General features: G+C 37.2%; 16 protein-coding genes. 13 read left to right on the forward strand and 3 right to left on the reverse strand.

Going from position 1 to position 18,715, the window contains the following annotated elements; all coding sequences use genetic code 11:
- The first annotated feature begins 52 nt into the window (after positions 1-52).
- Positions 53-1,744, forward strand: a complete 1,692-nt coding sequence (gene argS, locus JZO76_RS13715; RefSeq protein WP_206905736.1) for an arginine--tRNA ligase — start codon at positions 53-55, stop codon at positions 1,742-1,744.
- A gap of 149 nt (positions 1,745-1,893) precedes the next feature.
- On the opposite strand, the gene JZO76_RS13720 is transcribed toward argS, so the two are convergent.
- The 3 genes from JZO76_RS13720 to JZO76_RS13730 all read right to left on the reverse strand — a co-directional run bounded on the left by JZO76_RS13720 (position 1,894) and on the right by JZO76_RS13730 (position 4,416).
- Entirely contained in the window at positions 1,894-2,169 is a 276-nt protein-coding gene (locus JZO76_RS13720) for a hypothetical protein (RefSeq protein ID WP_206905739.1), read from the reverse strand.
- Complete coding sequence (gene lysS, locus JZO76_RS13725) at positions 2,169-3,743, reverse strand: lysine--tRNA ligase (RefSeq protein ID WP_206905741.1); 1,575 nt, start codon at positions 3,741-3,743, stop codon at positions 2,169-2,171. The genes JZO76_RS13720 and lysS overlap by 1 nt, the downstream gene beginning before the upstream one ends.
- 202 nt (positions 3,744-3,945) lie before the next feature.
- On the reverse strand, positions 3,946-4,416 hold the full coding sequence (locus tag JZO76_RS13730) for an arginine repressor (RefSeq protein WP_206905742.1): 471 nt from the start codon (positions 4,414-4,416) through the stop codon (positions 3,946-3,948).
- Between the two features lie 456 nt (positions 4,417-4,872).
- Between JZO76_RS13730 and rpsB the strand changes: the two genes are divergently transcribed.
- The 12 genes from rpsB to JZO76_RS13790 all read left to right on the forward strand — a co-directional run.
- Positions 4,873-5,658, forward strand: coding sequence for a 30S ribosomal protein S2 (gene rpsB, locus JZO76_RS13735; RefSeq protein ID WP_206905744.1), 786 nt, complete (start codon positions 4,873-4,875; stop codon positions 5,656-5,658).
- Between the two features lie 129 nt (positions 5,659-5,787).
- Positions 5,788-6,669 (forward strand): translation elongation factor Ts, encoded by an 882-nt coding sequence (gene tsf, locus JZO76_RS13740; RefSeq protein WP_206905746.1) that lies wholly within the window; start codon positions 5,788-5,790, stop codon positions 6,667-6,669.
- 147 nt (positions 6,670-6,816) lie between these two features.
- Positions 6,817-7,539 (forward strand): UMP kinase, encoded by a 723-nt coding sequence (pyrH, locus tag JZO76_RS13745; RefSeq protein WP_206905747.1) that lies wholly within the window; start codon positions 6,817-6,819, stop codon positions 7,537-7,539.
- Position 7,540: 1 nt separating this feature from the next.
- A complete protein-coding gene (frr, locus tag JZO76_RS13750) occupies positions 7,541-8,098 on the forward strand; it encodes a ribosome recycling factor (protein WP_206905748.1) in 558 nt (185 codons plus the stop codon).
- A 432-nt stretch (positions 8,099-8,530) separates the two neighbouring features.
- Positions 8,531-9,316 carry an isoprenyl transferase gene (locus JZO76_RS13755; protein WP_206905749.1) on the forward strand — a complete coding sequence of 262 codons (786 nt, stop codon included), beginning with the start codon at positions 8,531-8,533 and terminating at the stop codon, positions 9,314-9,316.
- A gap of 31 nt (positions 9,317-9,347) precedes the next feature.
- Complete coding sequence (locus JZO76_RS13760) at positions 9,348-10,148, forward strand: phosphatidate cytidylyltransferase (protein WP_206905750.1); 801 nt, start codon at positions 9,348-9,350, stop codon at positions 10,146-10,148.
- A 231-nt stretch (positions 10,149-10,379) separates the two neighbouring features.
- Complete coding sequence (gene rseP / locus JZO76_RS13765) at positions 10,380-11,648, forward strand: RIP metalloprotease RseP (protein WP_206905751.1); 1,269 nt, start codon at positions 10,380-10,382, stop codon at positions 11,646-11,648.
- Between the two features lie 111 nt (positions 11,649-11,759).
- Positions 11,760-16,109, forward strand: a complete 4,350-nt coding sequence (locus JZO76_RS13770) for a PolC-type DNA polymerase III (protein WP_206905754.1) — start codon at positions 11,760-11,762, stop codon at positions 16,107-16,109.
- 240 nt (positions 16,110-16,349) lie between these two features.
- Complete coding sequence (locus JZO76_RS13775; protein WP_206905755.1) at positions 16,350-17,105, forward strand: DeoR/GlpR family DNA-binding transcription regulator; 756 nt, start codon at positions 16,350-16,352, stop codon at positions 17,103-17,105.
- Between the two features lie 174 nt (positions 17,106-17,279).
- Positions 17,280-18,038: a DeoR/GlpR family DNA-binding transcription regulator gene (locus JZO76_RS13780; protein ID WP_206905756.1), complete on the forward strand. Its 759-nt coding sequence runs from the start codon at positions 17,280-17,282 to the stop codon at positions 18,036-18,038.
- 11 nt (positions 18,039-18,049) lie between these two features.
- Positions 18,050-18,478 (forward strand): galactose-6-phosphate isomerase subunit LacA, encoded by a 429-nt coding sequence (lacA, locus tag JZO76_RS13785; protein WP_206905757.1) that lies wholly within the window; start codon positions 18,050-18,052, stop codon positions 18,476-18,478.
- Between the two features lie 15 nt (positions 18,479-18,493).
- Positions 18,494-18,715 (forward strand): RpiB/LacA/LacB family sugar-phosphate isomerase (locus JZO76_RS13790; protein WP_206905770.1); only part of this gene is annotated, 222 nt, incomplete at its 3' end.

Raw genomic sequence — 18,715 nt, forward strand, 5'->3', positions numbered from 1 at the left:
ATAAGGGTAACTGATGAGTTTTTAACTCATTTTAATCTAAGGAGGATATCAGATGAACAACAAAGATGTCGTAGCAAAAGCGCTTTATAATGTATTAAAAGATGATTTAACCATGGAGCAAATCGAAAAATTATTGGAAAATCCAAAATCAGCTGATCATGGGGATGTTGCTTTTCCAGCCTTTGCTTTAGCTAAAGCGTATAAAAAAGCGCCACAACAAATTGCACCAGAATTAGCGGAAAAAATTGATGGCAAAAACTTTGAAAAAATCGAAGTAGTAGGTCCATACTTAAACTTCTTTATGAATAAAGGTGCTATTTCTGAAAAAGTTTTAGCGACTGTTGTCAAAGAAAAAGAACATTATGGGGATGCCAATATAGGTGAAAATCGTAATGTACCAATCGATTTGTCTTCACCCAACATTGCCAAGCCGATTTCAATGGGACATTTACGTTCAACGGTTATCGGAAATTCAATTGGTTTTATTATGGAAAAAATCGGCTACAACCCAATTCGTATTAACCACTTAGGTGACTGGGGTACGCAATTTGGTAAATTAATTGTTGCTTATAAAAAATGGGGTTCTGAAGAAGCTGTAAAATCTGAACCAATCAACGAGTTATTACGTTTATACGTGCAATTCCACGAAGAAGTAGAAACACAACCTGAATTAGACGATGAAGCGCGGGCATGGTTCAAAAAATTAGAAGACGGCGATAAAGAAGCGGTTTCTTTATGGCAATGGTTCCGTGATGAGTCAATGAAAGAATTCAATAAGATTTATGACATGTTGGAAGTGAAGTTTGACTCATTAAACGGTGAAGCTTTCTACAATGACAAGATGGATGAAATCATTGAATTATTAGAAGAAAAACATTTGTTAAAAGAAGACCGTGGGGCTGAAATCGTTGACTTATCTGCTTATGATTTAAATCCAGCGTTAATTCGTAAGTCAGATGGCGCTACACTTTATATTACCCGTGACTTAGCGGCAGCGTTATACCGCAAGCGCACGTATGACTTTGCGCAATCCATTTATGTTGTCGGAAATGAACAAAGTTATCACTTTAAACAATTAAAAGCAGTCTTAAAAGAAATGGGCTTTGACTGGTCTGATGATATGCATCACATTGCCTTTGGTTTAATTACTCAAGGTGGTAAGAAATTGTCTACCCGTAAAGGTAAAATTGTCTTACTAGAAGAAGTGTTAAATCAAGCGATTGATTCAGCCAAAGAACAAATCTCTGAAAAAAATCCTGACTTGGAAAATAAAGATGAAGTAGCAAAACAAGTTGGTGTGGGGGCAGTTATTTTCCACGATCTTAAAAATGATCGTTTAAATACCTTTGACTTCACGTTAGAAGAAGTTGTTCGTTTTGAAGGTGAAACAGGACCATACGTACAATACACACACGCTCGTGCAATGAGCATTTTGGCTAAAGCTGGCTTTACACCAAATGAAGCAGCTGATTACAAACTAAATGATGAAGCATCTTGGGAAGTTGTAAAATTAATTCAACAATACCCAGAAACAATCTTAAAAGCAGCTGCTAATTATGAACCATCTGTCATTGCCAAACATGCAATTAAATTGGCACAAGCGTTTAACAAATACTATGCGAATGTGAAGATTTTAGCAGACGATGATCAAAAGGATGCTCGTTTAGCTTTAGTTTATGCAGTTACCGTTTTACTAAAAGAAGATTTACGTCTATTAGGATTACATGCGCCTGAGAAAATGTAATAAATTACCGTAAAAACAGCGGGAAAAGTCGTTTCTAATGACTTTTCCCGCTGTTTTATTTCCCGTAGGTTTCAATATAATAAAAAGCTAGCTTATACGTAAAGATGTCATTTACTTATAAGCGTGGATTTTAATAAAAATTGTTGTGACTATTTAAGTAGTAGCCAGCATAATATTAGCAAAAAAGCGACAAAAAACGGCGGAACCACAACAAAGATTAGGTGGCTAATTCTCAGGCCAATTTCCCTTTCTTTTTTATAGGCAGACTTTGTTACGTCTTCTTTGAATTTTTGGGGTGATCGGGCCCAAAAAAGGCCGCTGGTAATTTGTAATAAAATGGCCAGCAAAAGTAAAAAGCCAGTGATGGCTAAACCCACAAACAAAAGTACTGTCAAATGATCAAGTCCGGTTAGTGTATTATTCATCACGATTGCTCAAATTGAAGCAATTGTTGCATTTTTTTAATCCCAATTACTTTTATCAATAATGGTATTCGCGGTCCGTGATCTTGATTTAAAGTCAATTGATAAAGGGCGGTAAAGAGTTCTTTTTGTTTGCTGCGTTTCGTTTTTTTATCGCTGGTATCGGATAAATCGTAAATTTTTTGCATGAAATCTGCAGCTGCTAAATCATTTGCTTGCGGAAGTATTTGACGAAATTTTTCTATTTCTTCTTTTACTTCATCCGAAAGTTTTTGATAGGCTGCAAAATTTTTGGTGTCATTGATTGTAATCAGACGGTTTTGGGCATCATTTTCAATCCAATACTGTGCACGAGGCAAGATGTAATCAATTGCGGCTTCTGAATAAGCAGCTTCTTTTTGCAATAATTCCTTAGCTAATGAATCGTTATTGGCGGTAAGGGCTAAGATGCTAACTACATGGCCAAATTCAGGATAATTTTCTTTTAAATTCACACCAGTTAATTGTAATAATTGGTGGCGGGTTTCATCTAGTTGATTATTTTTAGCTTTTGTAACCAGTTGTTCAAATTCTTTGTAGTTGCGCAAAACATCATCATCAAGACCTAGATCAAATTGCGCTTTTGGCTGATATTTTCCGTATAAATAGAAAACCAGCTCTGGTGTATAAATAGATAATAAGTCTGGTAATGTCAAAATATTGCCAGCAGAGCTAGACATCTTTTTGGTTTGACCTTTAATGTTTACAAAATCATAAGGCTGGTACATGGGGGCGTGCCATTCAAAAATTTCAGCAGCAATTGCTTTAGCAACATCAAAACTCCCATTTTTTGAAGAATGATCTTTACCTCCGGGTTCAAAAGCAACTTTTTCATAACGCCATCGCATTGGCCAGTCGATTTTCCAGTGAAGTTTAATCCGTTGTTTTTGTCCAATTTGTTGTTTGGCAACGTGACCGCAATTGTGACAAGTATAAGAAATACGTTGTGTTTTTTCATCATAGTGGGTAATTGTTGTCGTGTCGTGATAGCAGTTGTCGCAGTATAAAGAGATTGGATAATAGCTTTCTCTTTCTAAATTGTCGGCTTTTTCGGTACGGAAACGGCTTAAAATATCATATATTTCTTTACGTTTGCTTAAGGCTAAGGCGATATCTGCATCATAAGCGCCGCTTTCATAAGCCGTTGTTTCAAAGATAAATTCTGGTGTGATATGCATTTGTTTTAAATCATGGATAAACAAATTTTCAAAATAATCACCATAGGAATAAACGGATTCAGATGCCTGACTAGGAGGGGCTATTTTAGTGTAGGGCATTCCAATTTTTTCTGCTGTGACCCCGGTAACATTTTTAGGAATCTTTCGTAAACGATCATAATCATCCCATGATAAAATATAACGGGGAGTAGCACCTAAAAAGTGTAGTGCCTGCGTGACAAAATAGGTGGTGACAATTTCGCGAAAATTACCGACATGAATGTAGCCAGAAGGACTAACCCCAGAAGCACAAGTAATGGGTGTCTTTTTGTCAGGGTATTTTCTTATTAGTGCTTGTGCAATTTGAAAAGCCCAGTGCATAAAAAATTCCTCCTTTATTCTTGTATTTAAATTTTTATTATAGATTAATTGTAGCATTGAAATGTACAAAGTTAGCTTGCAAAAGGTTCTAAGTTAATAAAAAAATCCCAATAGTTAATAAAGAAATACAGTGGCAAATTTAGTATAAGCTAAATTTCAGGAGTATATCTTTATTTATGCTATTGGGATTTTTTAGTTAGTTTTAAGCGATAATATGAGATTTAAAATATTCTTCAATTTTGAGTGCGTCTTCTTCTGTTCGCGAGATAACAATGACAGTGTCAAAACCAGCAATAGTGGTGACTTTTTCAGGTACATCGATATCGTCAATTAAAGCACATAAGACTTGGGCGTTATCCGGGATAGTGACGATAATCGTTAAAAATTGAACGCGTTCCACTTTAACAACGACATCTTCGACCATATGAATGAGGCGGCGTTCTTCTTCACGGCCATCTCCTTCAAAGCGGTCTCCTTGAAAAATTTCAAAACGGGCGACACCATTTTCATCAGGTACCTTGATAATTTTTAAATCGCGGATATCTCGCGAAATTGTTGCTTGTGTAGCTGTCACACCATGACTTTCCAAAATATTTAAAAGCTCTTCTTGTGTACGAACGGTTTGATTGCTAACAATTTGTTTAATTAATAAATGACGATCAGCTTTACGCATCGGTTTGCTCCTTTAATAAAAATTTGCAATCTCATCATAACAAAATAAGTACTTTTAAGATAGTAGTATTAATGATTTTTTATACATCAAAGGAATTGTTAATTTAACTTTATGCGAATTAATGCGATTTATTAAGATATGTTTGAATTATCTGTCTTTTTCAAAATACTAAATTAACGAAAATAATAACATTTAAAAAGAGAAATATATCTTATTCTAGCTGCGAATACGTTACACTTTTTCACCTTTATCAAGATAAAATTTAAAAATGGTGATTTCATGCTTGAAACTAAAGACCTTTATCGGTATAATAGCAAATGTTGTGGGGTGAAGACTCTACAGCTAAAAAATCCACATCAAAAACGGATCTGAGACAGGGTGCTTTACAAATAGTAAAGTCTGCCAAAGAGCTTGACGTTTTTGAAAGGGAAAAACCAAATTGGAGGAAACAAAAACATGGCAGTAATCTCAATGAAACAATTGCTAGAAGCCGGCGTACACTTTGGTCACCAAACTCGTCGCTGGAACCCAAAAATGAAGAAATATATCTTCACAGAACGTAATGGTATCTACATTATCGACTTACAAAAAACAGTTAAGTTAGTAGATGTAGCATACGACTACATGAAAAACGTTGCTGAAGAAGGCGGCGTTGCATTGTTTGTTGGTACTAAAAAACAAGCACAAGAAGCTATCAAAGAAGAAGCAACGCGTGCTGGTCAATTCTACGTTAACCATCGTTGGTTAGGTGGTACGTTGACTAACTGGGAAACAATCCAAAAACGTGTAGCTCGTTTGAAACAAATCAACAAAATGGAAGAAGACGGTACTTTTGAAGTACTACCTAAAAAAGAAGTTGTGGGCTTAAACAAAGAACGCGAACGTCTTGAAAAATTCTTAGGTGGTATCGCAGATATGCCACGTATTCCAGATGTAATGTACATCGTTGATCCTCGTAAAGAACGTATTGCTGTTCAAGAAGCTCGTAAATTGAATATTCCAATCGTAGCGATGGTTGATACAAACTGTGATCCAGATGAAATCGATGTTGTAATCCCATCAAATGATGATGCGATTCGCGCCGTTAAATTAATCACAGCTAAAATGGCTGACGCTTTAATCGAAGGCAACCAAGGTGAAGACCAAGTTGTTGAAGAAACTTTCGTATCAGAAGATGCTGAAGGCACAACTTCAATCGAAGAAATCGTTGACGTTGTTGAAGGCGACAACCAAGCTGAATAATTTTAGTTAAATAATTTTTGACACGGAGCTGTTTCAAAGGCTAGGCGGCAAGCCTCACTCTCCTTTGAAACAGCTTTTTTTAAAGAAAATGCAGACTATCTGCAACAAATTTCGAGGAGGAACCACAAAATGGCAGACGTTACAGCTAAAATGGTTAAAGAATTACGCGACATGACAGGTGTCGGTATGATGGATGCAAAACGTGCATTAGTAGAAGTTGAAGGCGACATTGAAAAAGCCGTAGATTTATTAAGAGAAAAAGGTATGGCCAAAGCTGCTAAGAAAAATGACCGTATCGCAGCGGAAGGATTGGCTTCTGTTGCTGTAAACGGTAACGTTGCAGCAGTTGTAGAAGTAAACTCAGAGACTGACTTTGTTTCTAAAAACGAAATGTTCCAAGATCTAGTTAAAGAAATCGCTGAATTAGTAGCAGCAAACAAACCATCTGACATGGAAGCTGCTATGAAATTAGAAACTGCTAAAGGTACAGTTGAATCTTCATTAATCGAAGCAACTCAAGTTATCGGCGAAAAAATCAGCTTCCGTCGTTTTGAAGTTGTTGAAAAAGATGATAATGCAGCATTTGGCGGCTACTTACACATGGGTGGACGTATCGCTGTATTAACTGTTTTAGATGGTACAACTGACGAAGCAGTTGCAAAAGATGTTGCAATGCACGTTGCAGCTATCAACCCACGTTACGTTGACGAATCACAAATTCCAGCTGAAGAGTTAGAACATGAAAAAAATGTTTTAACTGAACAAGCTTTAAACGAAGGCAAACCAGCTAATATCGTTGAAAAAATGGTTGAAGGCCGCTTGAAGAAATTCAAAGCTGAAATTTCTTTAGTTGACCAACCATTTGTTAAAGATCCAGATATGACTGTTTCCAAATACGTTGCTTCAAAAGGCGCGACAGTGAAATCATTTGTTCGCTTTGAAGTTGGCGAAGGTATCGAAAAACGCGAAGATAACTTTGTTGAAGAAGTTATGAGCCAAGTTAAAAAATAATTCTATTCAATTGAATAGTAGGGAACGCATTTTATGCGCTCCCTTTTTTTAAAGCCAGTTATAAAAATAACGGCAAAGACTGACAAAGGTGCAAAGATTATTCTGATCTATGCTACAATAGTCAGTAGAAGATACGGAGGAAGCAAAATGGTTAAACCAAAATATCAACGAGTAGTCCTAAAATTAAGTGGGGAAGCATTAGCAGGCGATGAAGGCTTCGGCATTAAACCACCAACTATTAAAGAAATTGTCAAAGAAATTAGAGATGTCCATGAACTTGGTGTCGAAATGGCGATTGTTGTCGGTGGCGGCAATATTTGGCGGGGACAAATTGGTGCCCAAATGGGAATGGAAAGAGCACAAGCGGATTACATGGGAATGTTAGCAACCGTCATGAATGCTCTAGCACTCCAAGATACCTTGGAAAACGAAGGGGTACCAACCCGTGTGCAAACTTCAATTGAAATGCGTCAAATTGCAGAACCATATATTCGCAGACGAGCAGAACGTCACCTTGAAAAAGGCCGGATTGTCATTTTTGCTGGTGGAACAGGCAATCCTTACTTTTCAACGGATACTACAGCTGCATTGCGCGCAGCAGAAATTAATGCTGACGTAATTTTAATGGCAAAAAATAATGTTGATGGTGTTTACTCTGCAGATCCAAAATTAGATGATACTGCTGTTAAATATGAAGAATTAACACATTTAGATGTGATTGCAAAAGGTCTTCAAGTAATGGATTCAACCGCAAGCTCACTAAGTATGGACAATGATATTCCTTTAGTTGTCTTCAATTTAAATGAACCAGGAAACATTCGCCGCGTTATTTTAGGTGAGCATATTGGAACTACAGTGAGGGGGAAATAAAATGGCAGATGCAACAATGACAGAAGCAAAAGAAAAAATGCAAAAGGTTGCTGATAATTTACGACGTACATTGGGACAAATTCGAGCTGGTCGTGCCAACGCAGGCTTACTTGACCGTATCTTAGTACCGTATTACGGCGCACCAACACCACTTAATCAAATGGCTTCAATTCAAACTCCAGAAGCACGGGTGCTTTTAATTACGCCTTTTGATAAATCAATGATTAAAGAAGTGGAAAAATCACTATTGACAAGTGATATTGGAATTACACCACAAAGTGATGGTACAGTAATTCGTCTTGTCTTTCCGCAATTAACCGAAGAACGTCGGAAAGAATTAGCTAAAGAAGTAAAAAAAGAAGCAGAAAACGCTAAAGTTGCTGTTCGTAATGTGCGCCGTGATGCGATGGATGCTTATAAAAAACAAGAAAAAAGTAGCGATATCACTGAAGACGACTTGCGCAACTTAGAAAAAGATGTGCAACAGTTAACCGACGATAGTATTAAGCAGTTAGATCAAATCGCTGCTGATAAAGAAAAAGAACTTTTAGAAGTTTAAACCTTTGATGAAAGCCGCACAATTTTTGTGTGGCTTTTTTGGTGTCAAAATGACAATCATAAAAAAGCAAATGATAGCAACATTCTTACTGTTTTGTTAGCAAAGCTTTACAGATAAAGCTTGTAAATTTAGATTGCCCATCGATTAGAAGTGTCTTATGGCCAAAAATTTAAATCTTTCAGTTGTTTTTTTGTGAAACAAAATCAACTGAAAATGCTTATGTTAATCATTTATTTGCATGAAATATATTACCTGCATTCTTTTTGTGAAACATTATAGTGCGTAAAAAAGCGCTTTTCATATCAAATATGTGGATAAAGGCCTTAAGATTTTTACTAAGCCTTACTGCTTTTCATAGGCAAGCATTTTGATTATTGCTATAATGGGGAAGATGATTTATTTTAAAGTGAGAATTAGTTAGGAGGCTTTTTTATGTGGCGTTTTTTCCCACAGAAAAATAAATATGTGCAAGAAGAAGCAGAGTTTACTTTTGATAGTAACAAAGCTGTTCCTAAACATATTGCGATTATTATGGATGGCAATGGTCGCTGGGCACAAAATCGGCGCTTGCCGCGGGTAGCTGGACATAAAGAAGGGATGGAAACAGTTAAGACGATTACCAAGCACGCTTCTAGTTTGAAAATAAAAGTGTTAACGCTCTATGCTTTTTCGACTGAAAATTGGAAACGACCAGAAGAAGAAGTTAGTTTTTTAATGCAATTACCGGTAGATTTTTTTGATAAGTTTGTGCCAGAATTAATCAAAGAAAATGTTAAGGTAAATGTCATGGGCTATACGGAATTTTTACCCGCGCATACGCAAGAAGCAGTCAAGAAGGCAATTGAACAAACAAAAGATAATACCGGCATGGTTTTAAATTTCGCTTTGAACTATGGGAGTAGGGCTGAAATTGTGACGGCAGTAAAAGATATCTACACAGAGCTCAAAAAAACAGATGCAAAGGAAGAGGAAATTACTGAAGCTCTTATTAGCGAGCATTTAATGACAGGATTTTTACCAAGTGAATTGCGTGATCCAGAGTTATTGATTCGCACCAGTGGTGAAGAGCGGATTAGTAATTTCTTATTATGGCAGATTGCCTATAGTGAACTTTTCTTTACCGATGCTTTGTGGCCAGATTTTAATGGTGAGTTACTGGAAATGGCGATTGCTTCGTTTCAAAATCGCGATCGCCGTTTTGGTGGTTTGAAAAAATAAAGGAACTTTTGAAAACAAAGGAGGAGTAGTTGTGAGACAACGAGTCATCACAGCAGTAGTCGCCTTGGCATTATTTATTCCGATTATTTATGTCGGCGGTATTGCAATCGAAGTGACTGCAGCTGTTTTAGCTGTAGTAGCAGTTTATGAATTATTTAGAATGAAAGAGTTAAATATAGTCAGTTTTGAAGGGATTATAAGTGCCGTTGGTGCAGTTTTGCTAGTTTTACCTAAGGAGCGTTGGTTTTTCTTTTTACCCGCTAATGTAGATACTTTTTCACTGTTTTATCTGACGGTACTGCTTTTATTAGGTGCTGCTGTAGTATCTAAAAATATGTACACGATTGACGAAGCGGGCTTTCCAGTATTAGTTAGTTTGTATGCGGGCATGGGTTTTAGAGATTTTGTTAGTGCCCGAGGGGAGAGCCTCATTATTTTATTCTTCGGACTACTAATTGTCTGGGCGACAGATATTGGTGCCTATATGGTTGGGCGTCAATACGGCAAAAATAAATTATGGCCAGAAATTTCACCAAATAAAACTGTCGAAGGTGCCCTTGGTGGTATCATTTCAGCAGTGGTCGTTGCCGCTGTGTATGTCTTAATTTTCCAAGGCAAACAAGATTTTGGACATTCGCTACCGCTTGTTTTGATTTTCACAGTAATTTTCTCTATTGTGGGACAATTTGGTGACTTAGTAGAATCAGCCGTTAAACGCCATTTCGGTGTTAAAGATTCAGGTAATATTTTACCGGGTCACGGTGGTATTTTAGATCGTTTCGACAGCCTATTGTTTGTTTTTCCAATTATGCATTTGTTTGGTATCTTTTAAAATAATAATGAACATTAAGCAGTCTTTAAGAGGCAGAGAACACCTGGCTTTTAACGATTGCTTTATTTTAATGGAACATTTTAGTTTGCGATTTGTAAAATAGAGGATAAAATGACAAAAAGCGATTGGGCATTTTGCCCACAGTATTTCTGTGATAAAATAAATAAGCACAGTTTACGTATGTAAGTAGTTTTTTAGTAAAAAAAGCTATGAATGAAGGGAAGACAGAACATGAAGACACTTATTACATTTATTATCGTGTTTAGTGTAATTGTTATTATACACGAATTTGGTCATTATTTTTTTGCAAAACGAGCGGGGATTTTAGTGCGAGAATTTGCGATTGGAATGGGACCAAAAATTTGGGGACATCAAGGTAAAGATGGGACTACGTTTACCTTGCGGGCATTGCCAATTGGCGGATATGTACGAATGGCTGGCAATGGCGAAGATGAAGTAGAATTAACTCCAGGAATGCCAATTGGTTTGGTATTAGATGAAAAAGGGAAAGTGACTCAAATCAATACCAGTAGTAAAGTGCAATTGGTAAATGCTTTTCCTTTTGAATTAGCTGAATTTGATTTAGAAGACAAATTGTTCGTTTCGGGATATCAAAATGGTGATGAGAGCCAATTAGTAACATATGATGTTTTGCACGATGCCACGATTATAGAATCTGATGGTGTTGAAGTGCGCATTGCACCGCGAGATGTCCAGTTTCAATCGGCAAAGTTATGGCAGCGCATGTTGACTAACTTTGCTGGCCCGATGAATAACTTTTTGTTGGCGATTGTTTTGTTTATTGTTATCACCTTTATTCAAGGGGGCGTAGCAATAACCAATACAAATAAAATTGGCGCAATTAGTGAAAATTCACCAGCGCAATCAGCTAAGTTAAAAGAAGGCGATGCCATTCAAAGTATTGATGGGCAGAAAATTTCTTCTTGGGATGATTTAACAGCTGCTATTACAGGCAGTAAAAAATCAGTTTTGAATTTTACCGTCAAAAGAGAAAATGAAACATTTACTACACAAGTAAAACCGGAAAAAGAAGAAGTTGACGGACAAAAAGTGGTGCGAATTGGGGTACAAGTACCAATGGATACTAGTTTTTTAGGCAAATTCACAGGAGGCATTAAACAAGCTGCAAATAGTTCAGTTCAATTACTGCGCGCGTTAGGTAATTTGATTGCTAAACCAGATATTAATAAACTGGGTGGACCAGTTGCGATGTTTCAAATGTCTTCTGAAGCGGCGAAGCAAGGTCCGCTAACCGTCATGGTTTTAATGGCCGTTATCTCCATGAACCTTGGCGTAATGAATTTATTGCCTATTCCAGCCTTGGATGGTGGAAAAATTGTGTTGAATGTTATTGAAGGACTACGAGGAAAACCCTTAAGTCAAGAAAAAGAAGGAATTTTAACCTTAATTGGTTTTGGTTTCTTATTACTGTTAATGGTACTTGTGACTTGGAATGATATTCAACGTTGGTTCTTTTAAAAAAAGCGTCCAAACAGTTTTGAATTGTTTGGCGTTTTTTACTTCGTGCAATAATTTAAAATATAGCTTATACTATTTCAGGTATCTTTAAGCAAGAAGGGGGAAGATTTTTTGGCAAATGGAAATGAACGTTTTGCAATTTTATTAGAGCAAATCGATTTGGCGCCAGAACAAAGGCAGCATCCCTTATTAAAAGACGGCGAAATCACGGAGGTTATCGTCCATCGGAAGTCGCGTGTCTGGGAATTCACTTTATCTATAGCAGAGCTTTTACCGGCTGCACTCTATCAAAATATATGGCAAAAACTGCAATTAGCTTTTAATGAAATTGCACAAGTTAAATTGCATATCAATACCGCAAAAAATGAATTTGATGAGACGTTTTTACAAGAATATTGGACGTTGGCTATGCAGCAAAATTGTAGTACTAAAGCGGTTGAACAAGCAGTAAAAGGACAAATGCCCTTTAAAGAAGACAACAAAATTATTTTGCCAGTAGCCAATGAAGCTGTAATTTCTTATTTAACCAGTGAATACTTACCAAAAATGGAAATGAGTTACCAAGACTTTGGGTTTCCTAAATTTCGCATTGAGCCGCGCTTTGATGAGGCAAAAGGGGCACAAGCACTGCAAGAAATGGTACAAAGGCAAGAAGTGCAACATGCGCAATTAATGCAACAAGCTCAAGAGAATATGGCCATACATGTTCAAAAGAAAAAACAAGAAAAAAATCCAGCTGCAGGACCACTTGTTTTAGGCCGCAATATTCCAAGTGATGAGCCAATCACACCTATGGTTAATATTATTGAAGAAGAACGACGTGTTACTTTTGAAGGTTTTGTTTTTGATGCCGAAGTGCGGGAACTACGTACAAAACGTAAATTACTGACAATAAAAGTCACGGATTATACGTCTTCTTTTATTGTAAAAAAATTCTCAAATGGAGAAAAAGATGAACAAATCTTTGAAGCTTTAACAAAAGGCAAATGGCTAAAAATTAGAGGGAGTATTCAAGAAGACACCTTCCAAAGAGATTTGGTAATGATCGCCCAAGATATAGCTGAGGTCAAACATGATCCTCGTAAAGATTATGCACCAGCAGACGAAAAGCGTGTGGAGTTGCATATGCATTCGAATATGAGTACCATGGATGCGACAAATAGCGTCTCTGATTTAGTTGCTCAAGCAGGAAAATGGGGACATCGCGGGATTGCAATTACCGATCACGGTGGTGCCCAAGGATTCCCAGATGCTTATCATGCAGGGGAAAAAGCAGGGGTGAAAGTTTTATATGGCGTGGAGGCCTATGTGGTGGATGACGGTGTACCGGTGGCTTATAATCCAGCCCATGTTTCGTTAACCGATGCAACCTATGTTGTTTTTGACGTGGAAACGACCGGCTTATCTGCAGTTTATGATACGATTATTGAATTAGCAGCTGTAAAAATGCACAAGGGAAATGTCATTGCTACTTTTGATGAATTCATTGATCCTGGCCACCCTTTGTCTAAAACGACAGTAGATTTGACGGGTATCACCGATGAAATGGTACGAGGATCAAAACCTGAAAAAGAAGTTATGGCACTCTTTACGGAGTTTGCCAAAGACAGTGTTTTGGTTGCCCATAATGCTTCTTTTGATATGGGGTTTATTAATACAACTTATAAACGCCTAGAGATGCCAGAAGCTGTTAATCCAGTTATTGATACCTTAGAGTTGGCACGTTATTTGTACCCGGAATTTAAACGATTTGGTTTAGGTGTTTTAACGAAAAAATTTGGTGTTGGTTTAGAACAGCATCACCGGGCGATTTATGATTCAGAAGCTACGGGGCACTTAGCTTGGATTTTTGTTAAAGAGGCAATGGAAAAACACGACATGCATTATCACGAGGATTTAAACCGGCATGTTGGTGGAGAGAATTCATTTAAAGCTGCTAGACCTTTTCATGCAACTATCTTAGCGCAAACGCAAGCAGGGCTAAAAAATCTCTTTAAATTAATTTCAATGGGAAATGTAAAATATTTTCATGGTGGTGTGCCCCGCATTCCGCGCTCAGAAATTTCAAAACTACGTGAAGGTTTGCTACTAGGAACAGCCTGTGATAAAGGCGAAGTATTCGTTGCGATGATGCAAAAAGGTGTCGATGAAGCAAAAGAGAGAGCGAAATTTTACGATTACATCGAAGTCATGCCAAAAGCAGTTTATGCTCCTTTGATTGAGCAAGAGTTAGTTAAAAACGAAGCTGATTTAGAAGAAATTATCCGCAATTTAGTCGCGATTGGGCATGAACTAGATAAACCGGTTGTGGCAACGGGTAACGTCCATTATTTAAATGAAGAAGATGGTATTTACCGTAAAATTTTGATCAACTCACAAGGTGGTGCCAATCCGTTAAATCGGCACAGTTTGCCAGACGTTCATTTTCGAACAACCGATGAAATGTTGACTGCTTTTCAGTTTTTAGGTCCAGAAACCGCTAAAGAAATTGTGGTAGAAAATCCTAACAAGTTATTGGATTCCTGTGAAAAAGTAATACCTGTCAAAGATAAACTTTACACGCCTAAAATTCCCGGTTCAGAAGATGAAATTACTAATTTGAGTTATAATCGCGCCAAGGAATTGTATGGGGATCCTTTACCAGATATTGTAGAAAAACGATTGGAAAAAGAATTGAAATCAATTATCGGTAATGGGTTTTCCGTGATTTACTTGATTTCACAAAAATTAGTGCATAAAAGTAATGAAGACGGCTATTTGGTTGGTTCCAGAGGGTCGGTTGGCTCCAGTTTTGTTGCCACTATGACTGGGATTACCGAGGTAAATCCTTTGGCTCCGCATTATTATTGTCCAAATTGTCAGTACTCGGAATTTTATGAAGATGGGTCCTATGGCTCGGGCTTTGATATGCCGGAAAAAGCTTGTCCAAAATGTGGTACGCGGCTAAATAAAGACGGCCATGATATTCCCTTTGAAACTTTCTTAGGTTTTAAAGGAGATAAAGTTCCCGATATTGATCTGAACTTTTCCGGAGAATATCAACCAGAGGCTCATAATTATACAAAAGTTTTGTTTGGTGAAGATTATGTTTATCGGGCTGGTACAATCGGTACAGTAGCTGATAAGACGGCCTATGGTTTTGTGAAGGGTTATGAAAGAGATCACAACATGCAATTGCGGGCGGCTGAAATCGACCGGCTCGCACAAGGGGCAACTGGTGTGAAACGAACTACCGGTCAGCATCCGGGGGGGATTATTGTAATTCCTGATTATATGGATGTTTATGATTTTACCCCGATTCAATATCCTGCTGATGATTTAAACGCGGAATGGAAGACAACCCACTTTGATTTTCACTCCATTCATGACAATATTTTAAAACTGGATATTCTCGGCCATGATGATCCTACCGTTATTCGAATGTTGCAAGATTTATCTGGTATTGATCCTAAAACAATTCCAACCGATGATCCAAATGTCATGCGCATTTTTGACGGTCCGGATGTTTTAGGTGTGACAGAGGAACAAATTTTCTCTCGAACCGGCACGTTAGGTATTCCTGAATTTGGGACGCGTTTTGTACGGGGAATGTTAGAAGAAACGCATCCCGCTACTTTTGCTGAATTATTACAAATTTCTGGGCTATCCCATGGAACCGATGTCTGGTTGGGCAATGCAGAAGAATTAATTCGCCAAGGGCAAGCAACTTTAGCAGAGGTAATTGGTTGTCGTGATGATATCATGGTTTATCTAATGCATGCCGGCCTTGAAAGTGGTATGGCGTTTAAAATTATGGAAACAGTACGTAAAGGACAATGGAATAAAATTCCTGATGATTTGCGGGAGACGTATCTTGCAGCTATGCGGGAAAATAACGTGCCTGATTGGTACATTGATTCTTGTTCAAAAATTAAATACATGTTCCCCAAAGCCCATGCGGCAGCTTATGTATTGATGGCGTTGCGGGTAGCTTACTTCAAAGTTTACTATCCAATTTTATATTACTGTGCCTATTTCTCAGTACGAGCAGATGACTTTGACTTAGTGTCTATGACCCGAGGAAAAGACGCTGTTAAAGATCGGATGAAAGAGATAACTGATAAAGGTTTGGAAGCCTCCACTAAAGAAAAGAATATGTTGACCGTTTTGGAATTAGCAAATGAGATGTTAGAACGTGGCCTAGAATTTGGCATGATTGATTTGTATAAATCAGATGCAGTGAATTTCGTCATTGAAGATAACAAATTAATTGCACCATTTCGAGCTGTACCAAGTTTGGGTATCAACGTAGCCAAACAAATTGTTGAAGCCCGTAAAGATGGTCCGTTTCTTTCCAAAGAAGATTTAGCAAACCGTGGGAAAGTATCCAAGACCTTGATTGAATATATGTCTGAAAATGGTGTTTTAAAAGATTTACCTGATGAAAATCAATTGTCTTTATTTGATTCTATGTTTGATTAAATTAAATCTGAACTAAAGGTATCTACCTTTGGTTCAGATTTTTTCTATACTAAAAAATGGCAAAGAAAAATTTAGTGCCAAAAGTAATTTGTGGTAAATTTTTGCTAAAAATTTTTCAACTGTTTCTTTGTTGATTTTTTTGATTACGGCACATTATTTAGCGATAAAAACTATCAATCTCAATTAAAATAGCGTAATATTATTTAAAAGTAGTAATGTTTTACGGAAAGGGGATTGCAGATGTTAAAAGAAGAACGTTTTAATGCAATCGTATCATTAGTTGATGAAAAAGGAACCATTCGGGTAGCTGATATTGTAGAGCGCTTGAATGTCTCAGATATGACAGTGCGGCGAGATTTGACAGAATTGGAAGAGCAAGGCCGTTTAAAACGTGTCCATGGTGGTGCCAAGACTGTTCATACTTATCGGCAAGAAGAATTATCCCATTCTGATAAACAAATTATCAATATGACCGAAAAAAAAGCAATTGCCCAAAAGGCACTAGAATTAATTAAAGAAGATGAAACGATTTTTCTAGGTCCGGGTACCACCATCGAAGTCTTAGCTCAATTAATTCAGCATAACTCACTACGGGTAGTTACAAATTGTCTACCAGTTTTTGAAACACTTAGTAAAAAACAGGGAAATTTGAAAGTATATTTAATTGGTGGCGAAATGCGGATGCGCACGCGGTCATTTTTTGGTGAAATCGCGAATATCGCTTTAGCTGACATGCATTTTCATAAGAGTTTTTTTAGTTGTAACGCACTAAAAGAAGATAAAATTATGACAGCTACCATCGAAGAAGGCCAAACACAGTTAATCGCATTGCAAAATTCTTTTGCCCGCTATTTACTAATGGATACTTCAAAAATTGATAAAGAAGACTTCTATACTTTTTATCGCTTAAAAGATGTGAGTGCTGTTATCACAAATCAAGACGAATACAATAGCAGTCAAATCTTTGAAGATAAGGTTTCTGTTATCAAAGGCTGACAAAACGAAAGCCTGAAACAAACACTTGTAGTGCTACAAGTGTTTGTTTTTTTTGTTTCTGTACAAAAATGATACCGTTTAATAAAAAATAAACGCAAAAAATAAAACAACAACCCAATAAAAGTGTTGAAAAATGTTTGTAAATGTTTTATTATAACGAAGGAAGGTGATGAGATGCTCAAAACAAAACGCCAACAAGCGATTGTTGAATTGTGTGAAGTGCATGGTGTTGTGACGGTGAAATTTATTCAGGAACAATTGAAAGTTTCTGATATGACGATTCGCCGTGATTTAGATGAATTGGCTTCTCAAAACCGATTGATTCGGGTTCACGGGGGCGCTAAAAGTCTCGACTTTGAAAATGAACGTCCAGTTGAGTTATCCCACGGTGAAAAAAAGCAACTTCATAGTCGTGAGAAAGAATATATTGCCCAACAAGCAGCAGCGGCAATTCAAGAAAATGATACTATTTTTCTTGGGCCGGGTACGACAATTGAGTTAATGACAAAATATTTACCGGCCAAACATTTACGCATTATTACCAATAGTCTTCCAGTTTTTAATTTGTTAACGGCAAATGAAAAACATGATTTATACTTAATCGGGGGAGAATATCGCAATATTACCGGTGCTTTCGTTGGCTCCATTGCCAATGAAACAATCCAAAAATTAAGTATTCAAAAAGCATTTGTGGGGGTCAATGGTATTACAGAAGAATATGTGTCTACCTTTAGTATCGAAGAAGGAAAGTTTCAACAACTGGTGCTAGACAAAGCCCAACAAAAATTTTTGGTTGCCGATGCGAATAAGTTTAACCATAGTGATTTTTATAATTTTTATAGTTTGAAAGAAATTAATGCTTTGTATACCGATGACGCAATTAGTGACAGTGTAAAAAATCACTATGGGCAATATACGAATATTATTCATTAAGGGGAGATAAAATGCGGGTTGTATTAGGTTCAGATGCACAGGCAAAGAAATTGAAGGATATTATCAAAGAGTATCTAGTTGGCGAAGGTTTTGAAGTCGTGGATAAAACAGAAACACCAGCCGCAGATTTCATTGATTCAACTTTAGCTATCGCAAATGATATTAAAGAAAACGCAGGCTCAATGGGAATTGCTTTTGATGGTTACGGTGCGGGGAGTTTTATGGTAGCCACAAAAGTTAAAGGCATGGTCGCTGCAGAAGTCTCTGATGAACGTTCTGCATATATGACTAGAGAACACAACAATGCCCTTATGATTACGATTGGTTCTGAAATTGTCGGTGAAGAGTTGGCAAAAAATATTGTCAAAGAATTTTTATCTGCTCACTATGACGGTGGCCGCCATCAAATTCGCGTGGATATGTTAAATAAAATGGCGTAAAAGGAGGAATGAATAATGAAAATTGCCATTGGTTGTGACCACATTGTCACAGATACAAAAATCGCAGTTTCTGATTTTTTGAAAAGTAAAGGTTATGAAGTAATAGATTGTGGCACGTACGATTTCACTCGGACCCATTATCCAATTTACGGTAAACGCGTCGGAGAAGCAGTAGCAAGTGGGGCTGCAGACCTTGGTGTGACGATTTGTGGTACCGGCGTTGGGATCACAAACTCT

Origin of the sequence: Candidatus Enterococcus myersii, assembly GCF_017316025.1 — a bacterium.
GTDB classification, from domain to species: domain Bacteria; phylum Bacillota; class Bacilli; order Lactobacillales; family Enterococcaceae; genus Enterococcus_C; species Enterococcus_C montenegrensis.